The following is a 15148-nucleotide window of genomic DNA, read 5'->3' on the forward strand; positions in this document are numbered from 1 at the left end:
TGTGGCCCGCGCGCACGCGGGGGCCGTGTGGGCCTGTGGTCTGTGGGGCCGTTGCGTCGGGGCGACAGGATTTGAACCTGCGGCCTCCCGCTCCCAAAGCGGGCGCTCTACCAAGCTGAGCTACGCCCCGGGGCGACGCGCGCGAACGCGTTCGACGAAACGACCTCGGAAAGTCTAGTCGATCGACCTGGGACCGCCGGTTTTCTCGCGGTGCGGGGCGAAATCGGCATCCGAGTCGACCGGGTGCGTTCGCGACCGCCTGCGCCGTGTCGTACAGTAGACGAGTCCGACTCCGCGGCTCGTCATGAGCGGCGGAATTCGGGGCTGTAGCTTAGTGGTAAAGCCTCTGTCTTCCAAACAGATGATGCGAGTTCGATTCTCGTCAGCCCCTCCACTCCCCCGTCGTTGCGACGATCACGGCTCCTTGCGATCAGCGCCCGGTATCGGCATCCATCCGTTCCACCGCGCGCCCGGCCACGACCGCGGCGACGAGAAGCCACACGACTGCCCACGCGCAGCCGGCCATCGCGGTCCACACAGCCGCGTCCTCGCCCGCGACGACCGCCGCGGCTCCCGCAGCGATGAGACCGGCCCCGGACACGGCCATCGGCACGACGGCCGCGGTGTGTCCGACCCGCCACGCCTCGTCGCTGCGCATCGTGGAGGTCGTGCGGATGCCCATCCAGAGGTTGCGGGTCAGCGTGCCGCGGGAGGACCGGTAGGCCAGCCACGCGATGAGCGCCCCGGCGATCAGCAGAGGGACGGCGGTGCTGAGGGCGATGATCACGGGACCTCTCCCTCGGCACCGGGGGCACGGCGGGCCAGGACGCGGCGGAACGACGCGGGCAGTTCGACGTTGCGACCGGCCCCCGTGAAGAACGGCGCCACCTGCTCGGGGCGGTATCCGGCGATCCCGCAGCCCACCTCGGTGAGGAGGAAGCGCAGTTCCGGGTGCTCGGCGGCGAACGCGACGAATCGGCGCGCCTGCTCCTCGAAGACGGTCGGCCCCGACATCGTGTCGATCGCGTAGGACCGACCCTGCAGCCCCTCGCCCTGTCCCCACACGGCCCCGAAACGATCGAGGGCGAACCGGGCCGCTCCCCCGCCGTGCGCGCCGGCCGCGTTCGACCCGAAGACGAAGACCTCACCGGGCTCAAGAGTGGTGATGGTCATCGCCCCACCCTATGCACGCCTCGCTCGCGACGCCCACCCATCGCGGGTGGCGGACGGCGAGCGAAACAGCGGGCCGCGCTCACTGCGCACCGCGTCCCGAGCACCGACGGTCCCGCGTGATGGATCAGACGTGTTGCGCGTGGGCGTGGCGCGCCGTGTGCCTGAGGTAGGTCTCCGCATTGCGGACGATCCCCTCGCGCTCCGCCGCCGTGAGCTCGCGGCGCACCTTCGCCGGAACACCCGCCACCAGCGACCCCGGCGGCACGATCGTCCCCTCGAGCACCACCGCGCCCCCGGCCACGAGCGATTCCGCGCCGATGTGCGCACCCGAGAGCACCACGCTGCCCATGCCGATGAGCGATCCGTCGTCGATCCTGCATCCGTGCACGACCGCGTTGTGGCCGACCGATACGTCGGCGCCGATGACGACCCCGTGGCCGGAATCGACGTGCACGGAGACGTTGTCCTGCAGGTTGCTGCGGGGCCCGATCACGATCGGGGCGCTGTCGGCGCGAAGGACGGCGTTGTACCAGACGCTCGCCCCCTCGGAGAGGGTCACCGCACCCACGACACGGGCCCCGGATGCCACGAACGCACTGCCGTGCAGGGAGGGCGTCGCGCCGTCGAGGGTCAGGACGGAGGCATCGGGGGCGATCGTCATGGGCCGAGGCTAGCCGTCGCGGGGCACTACTGACGACTACCGAGGGACGAGCGGAACGGTACCCGGCGACCCAGAACCGGTAGTGGCAGCCGGCCGGAGCCCTCGTAGGTTCGGAGCCACCTCAGTCGCAGCCGCTCTTGGAGTCGTCATGTCATCGTCGACAGCACCCGCCCCCGCCCCCACCCCCACCGACCGACCCGTCCGACGGCACCGGCGCACCACCGCCATCCTCGCAATCGCCGTCGGTGCCGCCCTGCTGTCGGCAGGCGGTGGGACGTATGCCTACTGGTCGACCCAGACCGCGCTCACCGCTGGCCCCGTCAGCGCGGGTGATCTCAACCTCTCGCTCGGCACGGGCACGTGGAGCCTGAAGGGCGTGCTGGGCTCGGCGCAATCGGTGAGCAACCTGACCACCGTCAAGATCGTCCCCGGAGACGTCCTCACCCTGACCCAGCCCTTGGACGTGACGCTGGTGGGCACCACCATCGCCGCGGACCTCAAGGCCGAGGTGGGGTCGACGTTCACGTCGGGAGCCCTGGGCAGCAACCTCGACGTGGTCCTCACGGTGAGCAGCTACGGCACGGCGACCGGCACGAACACCTACCGCCTCACCTCGGCCAACAGCGGCGCCGCCACGGCGACCCTCACCATCACCTTCAAGCCCGGGACGACGGGCCGTGCCGGAGCCGCCCAGAGCGTCAACCTCAACGACATCGCCTTCACGCTCACGCAGGCGTCCAGCTGACCCGGTGCCTCGATGTCGACGCGTGATGCGTCCCCCCGCGGACGACTGCGCGCAGCGGCGGTGCTCGCGGCGGCCCTGGTGCTCGGTACCGGCACCGCTGCCGCCCAGGCTTCCTGGCGCGCTCAGGCATCGCTGACGGCGGGACCCGTGGCATCCGGGTCGTTCGACCTCGCCACCCAGTGGATCGGGGACTGGTCGACGTGGACGCCGCTGTACCCCGACCGCTCCAGCGACACCCCCCTGCTGCGAGTCACCGAGACCGGCGCCGGCGGAACGACGCTGCGCTGGCGTCTGACGCCCACCGTCACCGCACCGGCGTACGTCACGACGCGGGTCTACCTCGGCTCGTGCGGAAGCGCGACGGTCATCGCCTCGGGTACGTCCTACGCACCGGCCGGCGGCTTCAGCCCGGGACAGTCGGTCGACCTGTGCGTGCGCGCCACCCTCGCGGCGGATGCCCCCGCCTCCCTCCAGGGCACGGCGCTCACGCCGACCGTCGTCGTCACCGCCGACCAGGTCGTGCAGTGACGACGCGGCGTCGACACGCGCGGGCCACGGTCGCGGTGACCGCGCTGATCCTGGCCCTGGCGGGCGCCAGCCCGGCATCCGCCGCGTGGCAGGTGAGCGCGCCCGTCCCGCTGCCCGCCCTGAATGCGGGCGCACTCGGTGCGCCGACGCTGCTGTCGTGCGCGCCGACGACCGCCAACGGGCTCGCCGCCGCGCGCCTCACCTGGGCGCGGGTGACGGGGGCGAAGGAGTACTCCGTGATCGCCACCAACGTGCGGACGGGTCAGCCCCCCGAGCTCGCGCGCGTGCAGGATGCCACCGTGACCGGAGAGACGTTCTCTGTCACCGTGCAGGGCGGACTGCTCGGCGGCGTGGTGACCCTGCTGACCGGCAATCCCACCGTCGCCGCCGTGTCGATCAACGGCCTCTGGCGGTCGTCGCCCAGCGCTGCGCAGACCGTCGTCCCCGGGAACGGCCTCGGTTTCGTCCTCGGGGGTGCGACGTGTCCGTGAACGTCGGCCTCCGGCGCGATCGCCGTTCCGCCCCGCCCTCCCCCGGACGCATGGCGCGGGCGCGCGGCATCCTGTCGACGATCCTCCTGATCGCCGTCTCGGCGTTCGCCCTCCTGACCGTCGTCGTGCCCACCGTCCTCGGCGCGCAGACCTACACGGTGCTCACCGGCAGCATGAATCCCGGGATGCCGCCGGGGAGCCTCATCGCGGTGCGCCCGACGCCGTTCGACGCCGTACGCGTGGGCGATGTCGTGACCTACCAGATCCGGTCGGGCGAGCCGGCCGTGGTGACGCATCGCGTCGTGGGGACGACCTCGAGCACGAGCGGGGACCGACTTCTCATCACCCGTGGTGACGCGAACGACCTCGACGACCCTCCCGTGCAACGCGAACAGCTCCGCGGCACGGTCGTGCTCGCGCTCCCGCTGCTCGGCTACCCTTCGGCCGTCTTCGGCGGCCAGGAGCGCGGGGCGGCGATCGCCGTCGTCGGCGTCGCGGTGATCGCGTGGGGCGCGGTGATGTTCGCTCTCGACCTGCGTCGTCCTCGACGCCGCTCGCGCACCCCGATGGCGGTCGTCGCGGCGATCCTGGCCGCGTCGTGCTCGGTGGCGGTCCCGGCGCCCGCGAGGGCGGACACCGTCGGCTCCTCTCCAGCGCGGCTCCTCGTGAGCGACGACGGCGAGCACTTCGTCGCCGACGGCTCCATCCGCCTCTTCGCACCGGATGGACCGCTCGTCCCCGGGACGAGCAGCGTCGCCACTCTCTGGATCCGCAACGGCAGTGCCGACCCCGCTCGCGCGGGACTGCGGCTCGAGACCACCGACGACGGCGACCCTGCCAGCCGAGCGCTGGCGGACGCCCTGCGGTTGGTCGTGGCGTCGGTCCCGGTGCCGCCCGGCGGCGCGTGGGTGAGCGAGATCATTCCGGCGGGGCGCACGGTGCGCCTCGACATGGCACTGCGTCTCGACGCGGAGGCGCAGAACGACTCCCGCCGGGGACGGGCCACGGTGACCCCGGTGGTGCAGCTGACCCAGGCGACCGCGGGTGCGGTGCTCCCCGGGCGGCCGACCTCCGCAGAGCTCCCCCGGACGGGTGCGCCCGCGGCTCCGGTCGGGCTCGTCATCGTGGCTACCGCCGCCCTGATAGCCGGCGCCGCGGCAGGACGTCGGAGAGGAGCGGAGGGAAGGTAAGGATTGCCTCCTCACCGGGGATTTAGCCGAGCCTCATCTTGCTTGCGGAATGCTCGGGCGTGAGTAGCGTTGCACCCATCAGACTTCGTTCACTGCGACAAGGAGCAGACATGAGCACCGTTCAGACCCCCGCCGCCACCACCGTCGACCCCACGATGGCCGCCGGCACGGCCCAGTTCCTCTCCCCCGTCGTGATCGGCCTCGAGGCCCTCGTCGTCAACGGCAAGCAGGCGCACTGGCACGTGCGCGGCTCGAACTTCATCGGCGTGCACGAGCTGCTCGACACCGTGGTCGCCCACGCGCAGGACTGGGCCGACCTCGCGGCCGAGCGCATCGTGGCCCTGGGCCTGCCGATCGACTCGCGCCTGTCCACCGTCGCCGCCAAGGCGAAGGCGACCGAAGTGCCTGCCGGCTTCGCGCAGTCCGACGTCGTGATCCGTGCGGTGATCGCCGACATCGACGCAGTTCTCGTCGACATCGAGGCCGCCATCGAGGGCCTCGACGAGATCGACATGTCGAGCCAGGACGTCGCGATCGAGATCAAGCGCGGCCTCGACAAGGACCGCTGGTTCCTCTTCGCGCACCTCGCCGCGTAAGACGTCGACGAAGGGGGCGGTGCGTGAGCACCGCCCCCTTCGTCATGCCCGGGCGCCCTCGGTCATCCGGGCGGTCCCGGAGATGCCGGACCGTCGCGACGCGGGAGAAGCCGTCAGACGCCGTGGGTCACCCGGCCGGCCACCAGTGTCGTGCGCACGGGCATCGACCGCAGCGCGCGCTCATCGGCGGTCAGCGGATCGACGCCGACGATCACGAGGTCGGCGACCGCCCCCGGCGCGATCTCGGCCGGTGTCGTGGATCCCCCGGCGGTGGATGCCGCGATCGCGGTGCCGATCTCCACCCTCTGATGCGCCTGCCAGGGCTCGCGCCCATCGCGGGTGCGGAACACCGCGGAGGCCATCGCCGCCCACGGATCCAGCGGCGCCACCGGAGCATCGGATCCGAAGCGGAGGTTGGCGCCGCTGTCAGCAAGGGCCCGCAGGGGGTAGGGCTGCGCCGACTGCCCGGCCCAGATGGCATCCGTCATGTCGCGGTCGTCGAGCGCGTGCTCGGGCTGCACGCTGGCCGCCACGCCGAGGCGGGCGAAACGCGGGATGTCGGCGTGGGCCACGAGCTGCGCGTGCTCGATCGTCCCGACCGCACCCGTCACCGCGTAGGCGTCGAGCGCGTGACTGTTGGCGACGTCGCCGATCGCGTGGATCGCGCACGCGAGACCGGCGGCGGTCGCTCGCGTCATCATCTCGACGAGGTCGTCGGGGGCGACGGTGAGCAGACCGCGGTTGGCGGGATCGCCGGGATAGGGGTGAGCGCACGCGGCGGTTCGCGTGCCGAGCGAGCCGTCGGTGATGGCCTTCAGCGGTCCGACGCGGACGAGGTCGTTCCGCCCGCCGCGCACGCGGTCACCCGTCCGCAGGCCCTCGGCGATCGCCCGGTCGAGGTGCTGAGGGTAGGTGCCGTACGACACCCGCAGGGCGTCGAAGCCCCGCGCCGCGCGACGCTGCCACGGTTCGTCGTTCCACGTCATGTCGAGGTCGACGAGCCCGACGAGGCCCCGGGCCGCCGCGGCTCGCGCCATGCGCTCGACGGCGCCGTCGGCGACGTCGGCCTCCACGGCGTTCAGGCGACGGGAGATCTCGAACGCGTCCTCCTCGACCAGCATCCCGGATGCCACGGGAGCGAACCGCTCGCGACGGAAGGCCGCGGAGTTCATCCAGACGCTGTGCACGTCGGCATTGATGAGATAGGTCGGGACGTCGCCGGTCGCGGCATCCAGCAGGTCGAGGCGCGGCGCGTCGGCCCACAACCCGTCGCGGAAGCCGGAACCGATCCGTCGCCCGTCACTGAGGGGCGCGAGCGCCATGACGGCCGCGGCCTCATGCGCGGAGGAGATCTCGCCCAACGGGACGCGATCCGCCGCGAGGGCCCACTGGAGCACGTGCACGTGGTGGTCCCACAGGCCCGGGAGGAGCCACCCGCCCTCGCCCTCGACGACGACACCGGCGGGGCGCAGGTTGCCGGTCGGCGCGATGTCGGCGATGACCCCGTCGACGAGGACGAGGTCGACCGGTTCGTCGGTGGGCAGCAGCTCGCGCCCGGGGCCGGCCACGCGCACGGCGCGGACGAAGCCGACGCTCTCCCCGATCACGGGCGCACCCGTGCGTCGGCGGCGCGCTGCATCTCCGCCGCGAGCCCCGGGTTGTCAGACCCGAGTCCCGCGATGATCGTGTCGATCACCTCGGGGCTGCGATTCTGGCTGAGCTTGCGCTTCGCCGTCACGCGCGTCGGCGTCAGGCGGAAGCCGACCGTGCCGCGCTCGAGGCGCTCGACGAAGGCGGCGTCGTTCGGGAGCGTGTACAGCCCGCGCGCATCGGCGCCGTCACCCTCGAAGCGGTCGACGAGCCGGTCGAGCACGCGGAGGTTCTCCTCCGCCGACAGCAGTTCCGGGATGCCCGACAGGTGCGCCGAGATGAAGTTCCAGGTCGGCACGGCGGGGACGTCGCCGTACCAGCGCGGGGTGATGTAGCCGTGCGGGCCCTGGACGACCACGAGCAGCTCGCGATCACCGAGACCGAGGATGACATCGTCGGGTTTGCCCACGTGCCCCACGATCGTGAGATCGTCGCGGGTGTCGTCGAGCATGACGGCGTAGTGCGAGGCGACGAGGCCGTCATCGGTCTGGCTCACGAGGGTCACCCACGGATGGAGGTCGATGAGACGGCGGATCTCACCGACGTCGGTCATCGCGAAGCTCGGATTCTGGCGCACCGGATCAGCCTAGAACGGAGCCGGCCTCCGACGCGCTCGGCCTCCTCGCCCGACGCAGGTCCCTCAGCCCGTCGAAGAGACCGGAACCCCCGAAACGCCTGGAGGCTCGACCGGGCTCGACCTCCTCGGGACGCCCTCACGCCTGGCAGGTGGGGCACCAGTAGAGCTTCCGCCCCGCGGCCTCCTCCATCAGCACCGTCGTGCCGCAGATCCGGCACGGGAGCCCCGCGCGGTGGTACACCCAGTGCCGGTCGTCGCGGTGCGCCATCGCGCGGCGGTACGCCTCGGGATCGAGATCGTCCATCGTCATCATCTGGCCGGTCTCGACGCCGATCGGCAGGAGCCGCGACCAGTCGCGCCACAGATCGCGCACCACCTCCTCGGGCACCTCGCGACCGGGGGTGTGCGGGTTCTGTCGGGCGCGGAACAGCAGCTCGGCGCGGTAGACGTTGCCGATGCCGCTGACGACGGACTGGTCCATGAGCAGCAGCCCGATGGGGGTGGGCTTCTTCCTCACCGTTGCGGTGAAGCGCTCCTCGCCCTCGGCGAGGTCGTCGACCAGCGGGTCGGGCCCGAGCTTGTCGATCGTCGCCTGCACCTCGTCGGGCGTCTGCAGGGCGCACGCGGTCGGGCCGCGCAGGTCGGCGCACGTGGTCTCGGTGAGAAGACGCAGACGCACCGCTCCCACGGGTGGCGGCGGCCACTCCGTCTCCTCGTCGAGGCCGGTGGTCTGCTCCGACATCCGCACGCGGGAACGTCGCGGGGCGCCGATCGAGCTCAGGGAGTTCTCGCCCGCGGCATCCATGATCGCTCCGTCGACGACGGTGCCCCGCTGGTTCGTCTGGCCCATGCGCCCGTTGGACGACGCGATGGTGGCGTCGACCGAGACCTCGCCCGAGAAGTCCCACGCGCCGTACATGCCCAGGTGCACCCGCAGCCAGACGTCGCCGTCGAAGCGGAGGAACATCTGCTTCGCGACCGCCCGCGCCTCGAGCGCCTCGCGTCCGTCGAGCACAGCGGCACCCTCGGCGAATCGGCCCTGCGGGCTGGATGCCGAGACCGTGCGTCCGACGATGTTGCGCTCGAACTGCCGAGCGATCCGATGGACGGAATGCCCTTCGGGCATCAGCCTGCCTCGGGGTCGAACGAATCGCTCGCGTCGGTCATGGTGTTCTCCGATCGGCCGGCGCGCGGGTCGGGAAGAAGCACCCCGTCCTGCTCGAACGCGGCGAGCTGGCCGATGCGGCGCGCGTGGCGCTCCTCTCCCGAGAACGGCGTCGCGATGAAGCGGTCGATGAACGACGCGGCCTCGTCGAAGGTGTGCTGGCGCGCGCCGATGGAGATGACGTTAGCGTCGTTGTGCTCGCGGGCGAGCTCGGCGGTGGAGATGTTCCACACGAGCGCGGCGCGCACGCCCAGCACCTTGTTCGCCGCGATCTGCTCACCGTTGCCCGAGCCGCCGAAGACCACACCAAGGGCCTCGACGCCCGCCGCCTGGTCGCGCACGACGGCTTGCGCGGCGCGGATGCAGAACGCCGGGTAGTCGTCGAGCGGGTCGTACTCGACCGGCCCGTGGTCGATGACCTCGTGTCCCTGGGCGGCGAGGTGGTGCTGGATCTGGGTGGAGAACTCGAGACCGGCGTGATCGGTGCCGATGTGGATGCGCATGGGGCCAATCCTATTGAGGGCCGCGGGCGACGCGGGTGGGGATGACGATGCCGCCCGCCCCCTCGCGAGGGACGGGCGGCATCGGGGGCGTCAGGGGCGCAGACCCGCCGCGACGGGCTTGAAGCCGGCGCGGATGTTCTCGCAGCATCCGGGGCGGCAGACGTCGTACCAGGGCCCGAGGTCGGTCAGGTGCGGACGGTCGGCCTTCGGTGTGCCCTTGAGTCGCTCCTCGACCAGATCCACCAGGCCGGACACGTAGGCGGGGTCGATGCCGGGGGTCGGCGTGCGCACGGCGCGGATGCCGGCCTCTTCGGCGGCCTCCATCGCCTCGGTGTCGAGGTCCCACAGCACTTCCATGTGGTCGCTGACGAAGCCGAGCGGCACGATCACCACGGCCTCCGCCCCGCGCGAGGGGAGCTCGGCGATGACGTCGTTGACGTCGGGCTCGAGCCAGGGCTGCGTGGGCGGGCCCGAGCGGGACTGGTAGACGAGCTCCCACTCGACGTCGGCGACGGCGGCGGCGACCTCGGCCATGACGAAGGCGGCGACGGCCTTGTGCTGGGCCTCGTAGGCCCCGCCCTCGCCGAAGTCCACGTCGCGCGGGCCGGAGCGCTGGGCATCGGCGGTGGGGATGGAGTGGGTGGAGAAGAGCACGCGGATCTTCTCCGGGGCGATGCCCTCGGCCACGAATGCCGACACGGCTTCGGAGACGCCCGTGACGAAGGTCGAGACGAAGCCGGGGTGGTCGAAGAACTGGCGCACCTTGTCGATGGTCACGGTCTCGCCGAGGCCGGTGGCCTCGAGGACCCGCGCGTAGTCCTCGCGGTACTGGCGGCAGCTCGAGAACGAGCTGTACGCGCTGGTCGCGATGGCCAGGAGGGTGGTGTCGCCGGCCTCGGCCGCCTCGGTCACGGCCTCTTCGAGGTACGGCGACCAGTTGCGGTTGCCCCAGTACACCGGAAGCCCCAGCCCGCGCTTGGCGATCTCCGCCTCGAGGGCGGCCTTGAGCTCGCGGTTGTGCTGGTTGATCGGGCTCACTCCGCCGAAGTGGCGGTAGTGATGGGCGACCTCTTCGAGGCGCTCGTCGGGGATGCCGCGCCCGCGCGTGACGTTGCGCAGGAACGGGATGACGTCGTCCTGGCCCTCCGGTCCGCCGAAGCCGGCGAGGAGGATGCCGTCGTACGCCACGGGCGTCTCGACCCACTTGGGTCCGGATGACGCGGCGGGCGACGCGTAGAGGACGGTCTCAGGGCTGGTGTCCGTGTCGGTCGTGCTCACGCAGTCATCTTCCCATCCACCCGATGGGCCTGGACGCGAGTTATCTCGCGACTAGGCTATTACGGTTGTCGTCGTCGCCGACGGCGTCCGTCGTCACCCACGCCGGCGCGTCATCCGCGACGATCCCACCCTCATCCCCGGGAGAACGCCAGTGCCAGGAGAGAACCTGACCCGCATCGAAGCGCAGGAGCGCCGCGCGATCGTCGACACGCACGAGTACCACGTGCAGCTCGACCTGACCCGCGGAGACGAGGTGTTCTCCTCCCGCACCGCGGTGACCTTCGCCGCGACCGAGGGAGCGTCGACCTTCATCGACCTCATCGCCCGCACCGTGCATTCGGTGACGCTCAACGGTCGCTCGCTCGACCCGGCGACCGTCTTCGCCGACTCGCGCATCGCGCTCGACGGTCTCGAAGCCTCGAACGAGCTCGTCGTCGAGGCCGACTGCGAATACACGAACACGGGCGAGGGCCTGCACCGCTTCGTCGACCCCGTCGACGGCGAGGTCTACCTCTACTCGCAGTTCGAGGTGCCCGACTCGCGTCGCATGTACACGGTGTTCGAGCAGCCCGACCTGAAGGCGGAGTTCACCTTCTCGGTCACGGCGCCCGCACGCTGGAAGGTCGTCTCCAACTCCCCCACGCCCGAGCCGGTCGCCGTCTCCGACGACGCCGCCCGCTGGGACTTCCCCGCGACCCCGCGCATCTCCTCGTACATCACCGCGCTCGTCGCCGGCCCCTACGAGGCCACCTACAGCGAGCTGACGAGCGCCGACGGCCGCGTCATCCCGCTCGGGGTCTTCGCCCGCAAGAGCCTGTGGCAGTACCTGGATGCCGACTACGTCTTCGACAAGACCCGCCAGGGCTTCGCGTACTTCGAGGAGAAGTTCGGCTTCCCCTACCCCTTCGCCAAGTACGACCAGCTCTTCGTGCCCGAGTTCAACGCGGGCGCGATGGAGAACGCCGGTGCGGTCACCTTCACCGAGACCTACGTCTTCCGCTCCAAGGTGACGGATGCCGTGAAGGAGCGCCGCGTCGTCACGATCCTGCACGAGCTCGCGCACATGTGGTTCGGCGACCTCGTCACCATGAAGTGGTGGAACGACCTGTGGCTGAACGAGTCGTTCGCCGAGTGGGCGTCGACGATCGCCACCGCCGAGGCCACCGAGTGGGAGGCCGCCTGGACGACCTTCAACGCGATGGAGAAGACCTGGGCGTACCGCCAGGACCAGCTGCCCTCGACGCACCCCGTCGTCGCCGAGATCAACGATCTCGAAGACGTGCAGGTCAACTTCGACGGCATCACCTACGCCAAGGGCGGGTCGGTGCTCAAGCAGCTGGCCGCCTGGGTCGGTATCGAGCAGTTCTTCGCCGGGGTCGCCGCCTACTTCCAGAAGCACCAGTGGTCCAACACCGAGGTCGGCGACCTGCTCACCGAGCTCGAGACCACGAGCGGCCGCGACCTGGGCGACTGGGCCAAGAAGTGGCTCGAGACGGCCGGCGTCAACACGCTGACCCCGCTCATCGAGGAGGGCGCGGACGGCACCATCTCGCGCTTCGCGATCGTGCAGACCGCGCCGAGCGACTACCCCACCATCCGCCCGCACCGCCTCGGCATCGGCTTCTACTCGCTGAACGACGCGGGAGCGCTCGAGCGCGTGCACCAGATCGAGCTCGACGTCGACGGCGACCGCACGGAGGTGGCCGAGCTGCGCGGCATCCGTCGTCCCGACCTCGTGCTGCTCAACGACGACGACCTCGCGTACGCGAAGATCCGTCTCGACGAGCGCTCGCTGGCCACCGCGATCGCCCACCTCAAGGACATCTCCGACCCGCTCGCCCGCTCGCTCGTATGGGGTGCGGCCTGGGATCAGACCCGGGATGCCGAGGCCTCGGCGACCGATTACCTCGATCTGGTGCTGCAGAACATCGGCTCCGAGACCGAGTCCACCACCGTGCGTACGACCCTCGCCCAGCTGCAGCTCGCCGCAAACTCCTACGTCGCTCCGGCGACCCGCGACGCCGCGCGCGAGCGCGTGGCCGACGGGCTGTGGACGCTCGCGCAGCAGGCGGAGGCCGGGAGCGACAGCCAGCTGCAGTTCGTCACGGCGTTCGCGTCGGCGGCATCCACCCCGGCCCACGCCGAGACGGTGAAGGCCCTGCGTGACGGGTCGACGACCCTCGAGGGTCTCGAGATCGACACCGACCTGTCGTGGCAGCTGCTCGTCTCGCTCGCCGCGGCCGGCGCCGTCACCGCCAACGACATCGACGAGGCCCGCGCCGCCGACAACACCGCCAAGGGCGGCGAATTCGCCGCGATGGCGAAGGCGTCGCTGCCCTCGCACGAGGCGAAGCAGGAGGCCTGGGACTCGCTCATCGCGCGCTCCGACGCCCCCAACACGATCGTGCGGTCCACCGCGGCCGGGTTCACGAACCCGACCACGGTCGACGTGCTCGCCGACTTCGTCGAGCCCTACTTCGCGATGCTGCTGCCGATCTGGGAATCGCGCAGCTACCAGATCGCGCAGTACCTCATCGTGGGTCTGTACCCCGCGGCCCTCGCGAACACGGCGCTGCGCGACGCGACGCGGACGTGGCTCTCGCAGCACGCCGACGCCGCTCCCGCGCTGCGTCGCCTGGTCGGCGAGAACCTCGCCGGTGTCGAGCGCGCGCTGGCCGTGCAGGAGCGCGACGCGCAGTAAGTCGCGCCCCCCGATGGATGCCCTCTCCCACCCCGGGAGGGGGCATCCGTCGTCTCCGGTCATCCTCGCGGCGACGCGGGATCATCCCCGCGGACGATGACCGGTCCGGGGGCCGATCCGTAGCGTCGAACGCATGATCGTTGCAGACAACCTCACCAAGCGCTACGGCGCGAAGACCGCCGTCGACGGCGTCTCGTTCACCGTCGCCCCGGGCCGGGTGACCGGCTTCCTCGGCCCCAACGGCGCGGGCAAGTCCACGACCATGCGCATGATCGTGGGACTGGACCGTCCCACCGCCGGACGGGTCACGGTCGCGGGCCAGGAGTACCGCCAGCTGCGCTCGCCGCTCACCGAGGTCGGGGTGCTGCTCGACGCGAAGGCCGTGCACACCGGCCGCTCGGCCAGGAACCATCTGCGCGCCCTGGCCGCGACGCACGGCATCGGCCGCGATCGCGTCGACGAGGTCATCGAGCTCACGGGCATCGGCGCGGTCGCCGGCAAGCGCGCGGGCGGGTTCTCGCTCGGGATGGGACAGCGCCTCGGCATCGCGGCGGCCCTCCTCGGCGACCCGCACACGCTGATCCTCGACGAGCCCGTGAACGGCCTCGACCCCGAGGGCGTGCGCTGGGTGCGCCAGTTCGTGCGTCACCTGGCCGCGGAGGGTCGCACGGTGCTGCTGTCGAGCCACCTCATGAGCGAGATGGCCCAGACCGCCGACCACGTCATCGTCCTCGGGCGCGGCCGCGTCCTCGCCGACGCCCCTCTCGCCGACCTCGTGGGGGCGTGGACCACCACCACCCTCGTCGTGCGCTCGCCCCGGCTCGACGACCTCGTCACCGCGCTGCAGACCCCGGATGCCACGGTCACGGCCATCGAGCCGGGCGCGGCCCAGATCACCGGGGTCACGGCCCGGACGGTCGGCGACATCGCCGCCGCCCGCGGCATCCCCCTGTACGAACTCAGTCCGCGCGTGGGGTCCCTCGAGGACGCCTACCTCGCCCTGACCGATGACTCGGTCGAGTACAAGACCAAGGAGATCGCATGACCACGCTCGCCGCCGGACCCCGCAGGTCCACGCACACTCCGGCTCACCGTCTGACCTTCGCCCACCTGCTGCGCAGCGAGGCCGTCAAGGTCCTCAGCCTCCGATCGACGTGGTGGTCGCTCGGAGTGACCGCGGCGATGTCCGTCGGCATGTCGCTCCTCATCGCCCTGGCCACGAGCGACACCGGCGGGGCGATGGCGCCGACCAACGTCATCCTGGCTCCCACCCAGTTCACCATGCTCGTGGCGGGGATCCTCGGCGCGATCGTCGTCACCGGCGAATACTCCACCGGCATGATCCGCTCGACCCTGACCGCCGAACCGCGTCGCGGCGCCGTGCTGCTGGCCAAGGCGATGGTCGTGGCCGCGACCATGATGGTCACCACGGTCGTGATCTACGCCGTCGCGATGGCCGTCACCGCACCGATGATGCAGGCCCCTGTCGATTGGGCGACCCCGGCGGACTCGGTCGTCCCGCTCGGCTTCGGCGTGCTGTCGATGGCGTGCTTCACCCTGATGGGCGTCGGCTTCGGCTTCCTCCTGCGCAGCGGCGCGGGGGCCATCGCGGTCACGGTGGGCGTGCTGTTCGTGCTGCCCATCGTCCTGAGCCTCTTCTCAATCGCGGGGCCGGAGTGGATGTGGATCGTCGAGTCGGCGAAGTACCTTCCCGTCAACGCGGCGGCTGCGCTGACGCAACCCGGAGCGCAGGACCTGCTCGAGCCCGCGCTCACGCTGGCGGGGTGGGTCGTCGGTCCGCTCGCGCTCGGATGGATCGCGCTGCGCACACGCGACGCCTGATCGTTCCTCCCCATCCTTCGCACCCTCCACGGATGCCTCGACGCTCAG

General features: G+C 71.2%; 16 protein-coding genes and 2 tRNA genes. 9 read left to right on the forward strand and 9 right to left on the reverse strand.

Features of this window, described 5'->3' with window-relative positions; translation table 11 throughout:
• Nucleotides 1-56: 56 nt before the first annotated feature.
• A tRNA-Pro gene (locus tag AB0N82_RS12050) sits at nucleotides 57-130 on the reverse strand.
• Nucleotides 131-320: 190 nt separating this feature from the next.
• Here AB0N82_RS12050 and AB0N82_RS12055 point away from each other — a divergent pair.
• A tRNA-Gly gene (locus tag AB0N82_RS12055) sits at nucleotides 321-394 on the forward strand.
• 36 nt (nucleotides 395-430) lie between these two features.
• On the opposite strand, the gene AB0N82_RS12060 is transcribed toward AB0N82_RS12055, so the two are convergent.
• The 3 genes from AB0N82_RS12060 to AB0N82_RS12070 all read right to left on the reverse strand — a co-directional run bounded on the left by AB0N82_RS12060 (nucleotide 431) and on the right by AB0N82_RS12070 (nucleotide 1834).
• Nucleotides 431-787 (reverse strand): SdpI family protein, encoded by a 357-nt coding sequence (locus AB0N82_RS12060; RefSeq protein ID WP_363391852.1) that lies wholly within the window; start codon nucleotides 785-787, stop codon nucleotides 431-433.
• Entirely contained in the window at nucleotides 784-1173 is a 390-nt protein-coding gene (locus AB0N82_RS12065) for a hypothetical protein (RefSeq protein ID WP_363391854.1), read from the reverse strand. The genes AB0N82_RS12060 and AB0N82_RS12065 overlap by 4 nt, the downstream gene beginning before the upstream one ends.
• Nucleotides 1174-1297: 124 nt before the next feature.
• Nucleotides 1298-1834, reverse strand: coding sequence for a gamma carbonic anhydrase family protein (locus tag AB0N82_RS12070; protein WP_363391856.1), 537 nt, complete (start codon nucleotides 1832-1834; stop codon nucleotides 1298-1300).
• Nucleotides 1835-1982: 148 nt separating this feature from the next.
• On the opposite strand from AB0N82_RS12070, the gene AB0N82_RS12075 reads away from it, so the two are divergent.
• The 5 genes from AB0N82_RS12075 (at nucleotide 1983) to AB0N82_RS12095 (ending at nucleotide 5384) form a co-directional block, all read left to right on the forward strand.
• On the forward strand, nucleotides 1983-2579 hold the full coding sequence (locus AB0N82_RS12075) for an alternate-type signal peptide domain-containing protein (RefSeq protein ID WP_363391858.1): 597 nt from the start codon (nucleotides 1983-1985) through the stop codon (nucleotides 2577-2579).
• 12 nt (nucleotides 2580-2591) lie between these two features.
• A complete protein-coding gene (locus AB0N82_RS12080; RefSeq protein WP_363391860.1) occupies nucleotides 2592-3107 on the forward strand; it encodes a hypothetical protein in 516 nt (171 codons plus the stop codon).
• A 35-nt stretch (nucleotides 3108-3142) separates the two neighbouring features.
• Nucleotides 3143-3598 carry a hypothetical protein gene (locus tag AB0N82_RS12085; RefSeq protein ID WP_363391862.1) on the forward strand — a complete coding sequence of 152 codons (456 nt, stop codon included), beginning with the start codon at nucleotides 3143-3145 and terminating at the stop codon, nucleotides 3596-3598.
• Nucleotides 3589-4788, forward strand: a complete 1200-nt coding sequence (locus AB0N82_RS12090; RefSeq protein ID WP_363391864.1) for a signal peptidase I — start codon at nucleotides 3589-3591, stop codon at nucleotides 4786-4788. The genes AB0N82_RS12085 and AB0N82_RS12090 overlap by 10 nt, the downstream gene beginning before the upstream one ends.
• Nucleotides 4789-4898: 110 nt before the next feature.
• Entirely contained in the window at nucleotides 4899-5384 is a 486-nt protein-coding gene (locus AB0N82_RS12095) for a DNA starvation/stationary phase protection protein (RefSeq protein ID WP_076675873.1), read from the forward strand.
• 113 nt (nucleotides 5385-5497) lie between these two features.
• Here AB0N82_RS12095 and AB0N82_RS12100 read toward each other — a convergent pair whose 3' ends face one another.
• The 5 genes from AB0N82_RS12100 to AB0N82_RS12120 all read right to left on the reverse strand — a co-directional run bounded on the left by AB0N82_RS12100 (nucleotide 5498) and on the right by AB0N82_RS12120 (nucleotide 10557).
• Entirely contained in the window at nucleotides 5498-6991 is a 1494-nt protein-coding gene (locus AB0N82_RS12100; protein WP_363391866.1) for an amidohydrolase family protein, read from the reverse strand.
• Nucleotides 6988-7611: an FMN-binding negative transcriptional regulator gene (locus tag AB0N82_RS12105; RefSeq protein ID WP_363391868.1), complete on the reverse strand. Its 624-nt coding sequence runs from the start codon at nucleotides 7609-7611 to the stop codon at nucleotides 6988-6990. Before AB0N82_RS12105 ends, AB0N82_RS12100 begins: the two co-directional genes overlap by 4 nt.
• A 136-nt stretch (nucleotides 7612-7747) precedes the next feature.
• The gene (locus AB0N82_RS12110) at nucleotides 7748-8737 is read right to left on the reverse strand and encodes a DNA-formamidopyrimidine glycosylase family protein (RefSeq protein ID WP_363391870.1); all 990 of its coding nucleotides are present in this window, start codon (nucleotides 8735-8737) and stop codon (nucleotides 7748-7750) included.
• Nucleotides 8737-9279 (reverse strand): ribose-5-phosphate isomerase, encoded by a 543-nt coding sequence (locus AB0N82_RS12115; protein ID WP_315995575.1) that lies wholly within the window; start codon nucleotides 9277-9279, stop codon nucleotides 8737-8739. The genes AB0N82_RS12110 and AB0N82_RS12115 overlap by 1 nt, the downstream gene beginning before the upstream one ends.
• 90 nt (nucleotides 9280-9369) lie before the next feature.
• Complete coding sequence (locus AB0N82_RS12120) at nucleotides 9370-10557, reverse strand: ferrochelatase (protein ID WP_363391873.1); 1188 nt, start codon at nucleotides 10555-10557, stop codon at nucleotides 9370-9372.
• A gap of 151 nt (nucleotides 10558-10708) precedes the next feature.
• Here AB0N82_RS12120 and pepN point away from each other — a divergent pair, with 151 nt between their 5' ends.
• The 3 genes from pepN (at nucleotide 10709) to AB0N82_RS12135 (ending at nucleotide 15100) form a co-directional block, all read left to right on the forward strand.
• Nucleotides 10709-13258, forward strand: a complete 2550-nt coding sequence (gene pepN, locus AB0N82_RS12125; protein ID WP_363391875.1) for an aminopeptidase N — start codon at nucleotides 10709-10711, stop codon at nucleotides 13256-13258.
• A gap of 133 nt (nucleotides 13259-13391) precedes the next feature.
• On the forward strand, nucleotides 13392-14303 hold the full coding sequence (locus AB0N82_RS12130; protein ID WP_363391877.1) for an ATP-binding cassette domain-containing protein: 912 nt from the start codon (nucleotides 13392-13394) through the stop codon (nucleotides 14301-14303).
• Nucleotides 14300-15100 carry an ABC transporter permease subunit gene (locus AB0N82_RS12135; protein ID WP_363391879.1) on the forward strand — a complete coding sequence of 267 codons (801 nt, stop codon included), beginning with the start codon at nucleotides 14300-14302 and terminating at the stop codon, nucleotides 15098-15100. Before AB0N82_RS12130 ends, AB0N82_RS12135 begins: the two co-directional genes overlap by 4 nt.
• Nucleotides 15101-15148: the final 48 nt, after the last annotated feature.

The sequence above is a fragment of the Microbacterium sp. NPDC089186 genome (assembly GCF_040685115.1).
Lineage (GTDB): Bacteria > Actinomycetota > Actinomycetes > Actinomycetales > Microbacteriaceae > Microbacterium > Microbacterium galbum.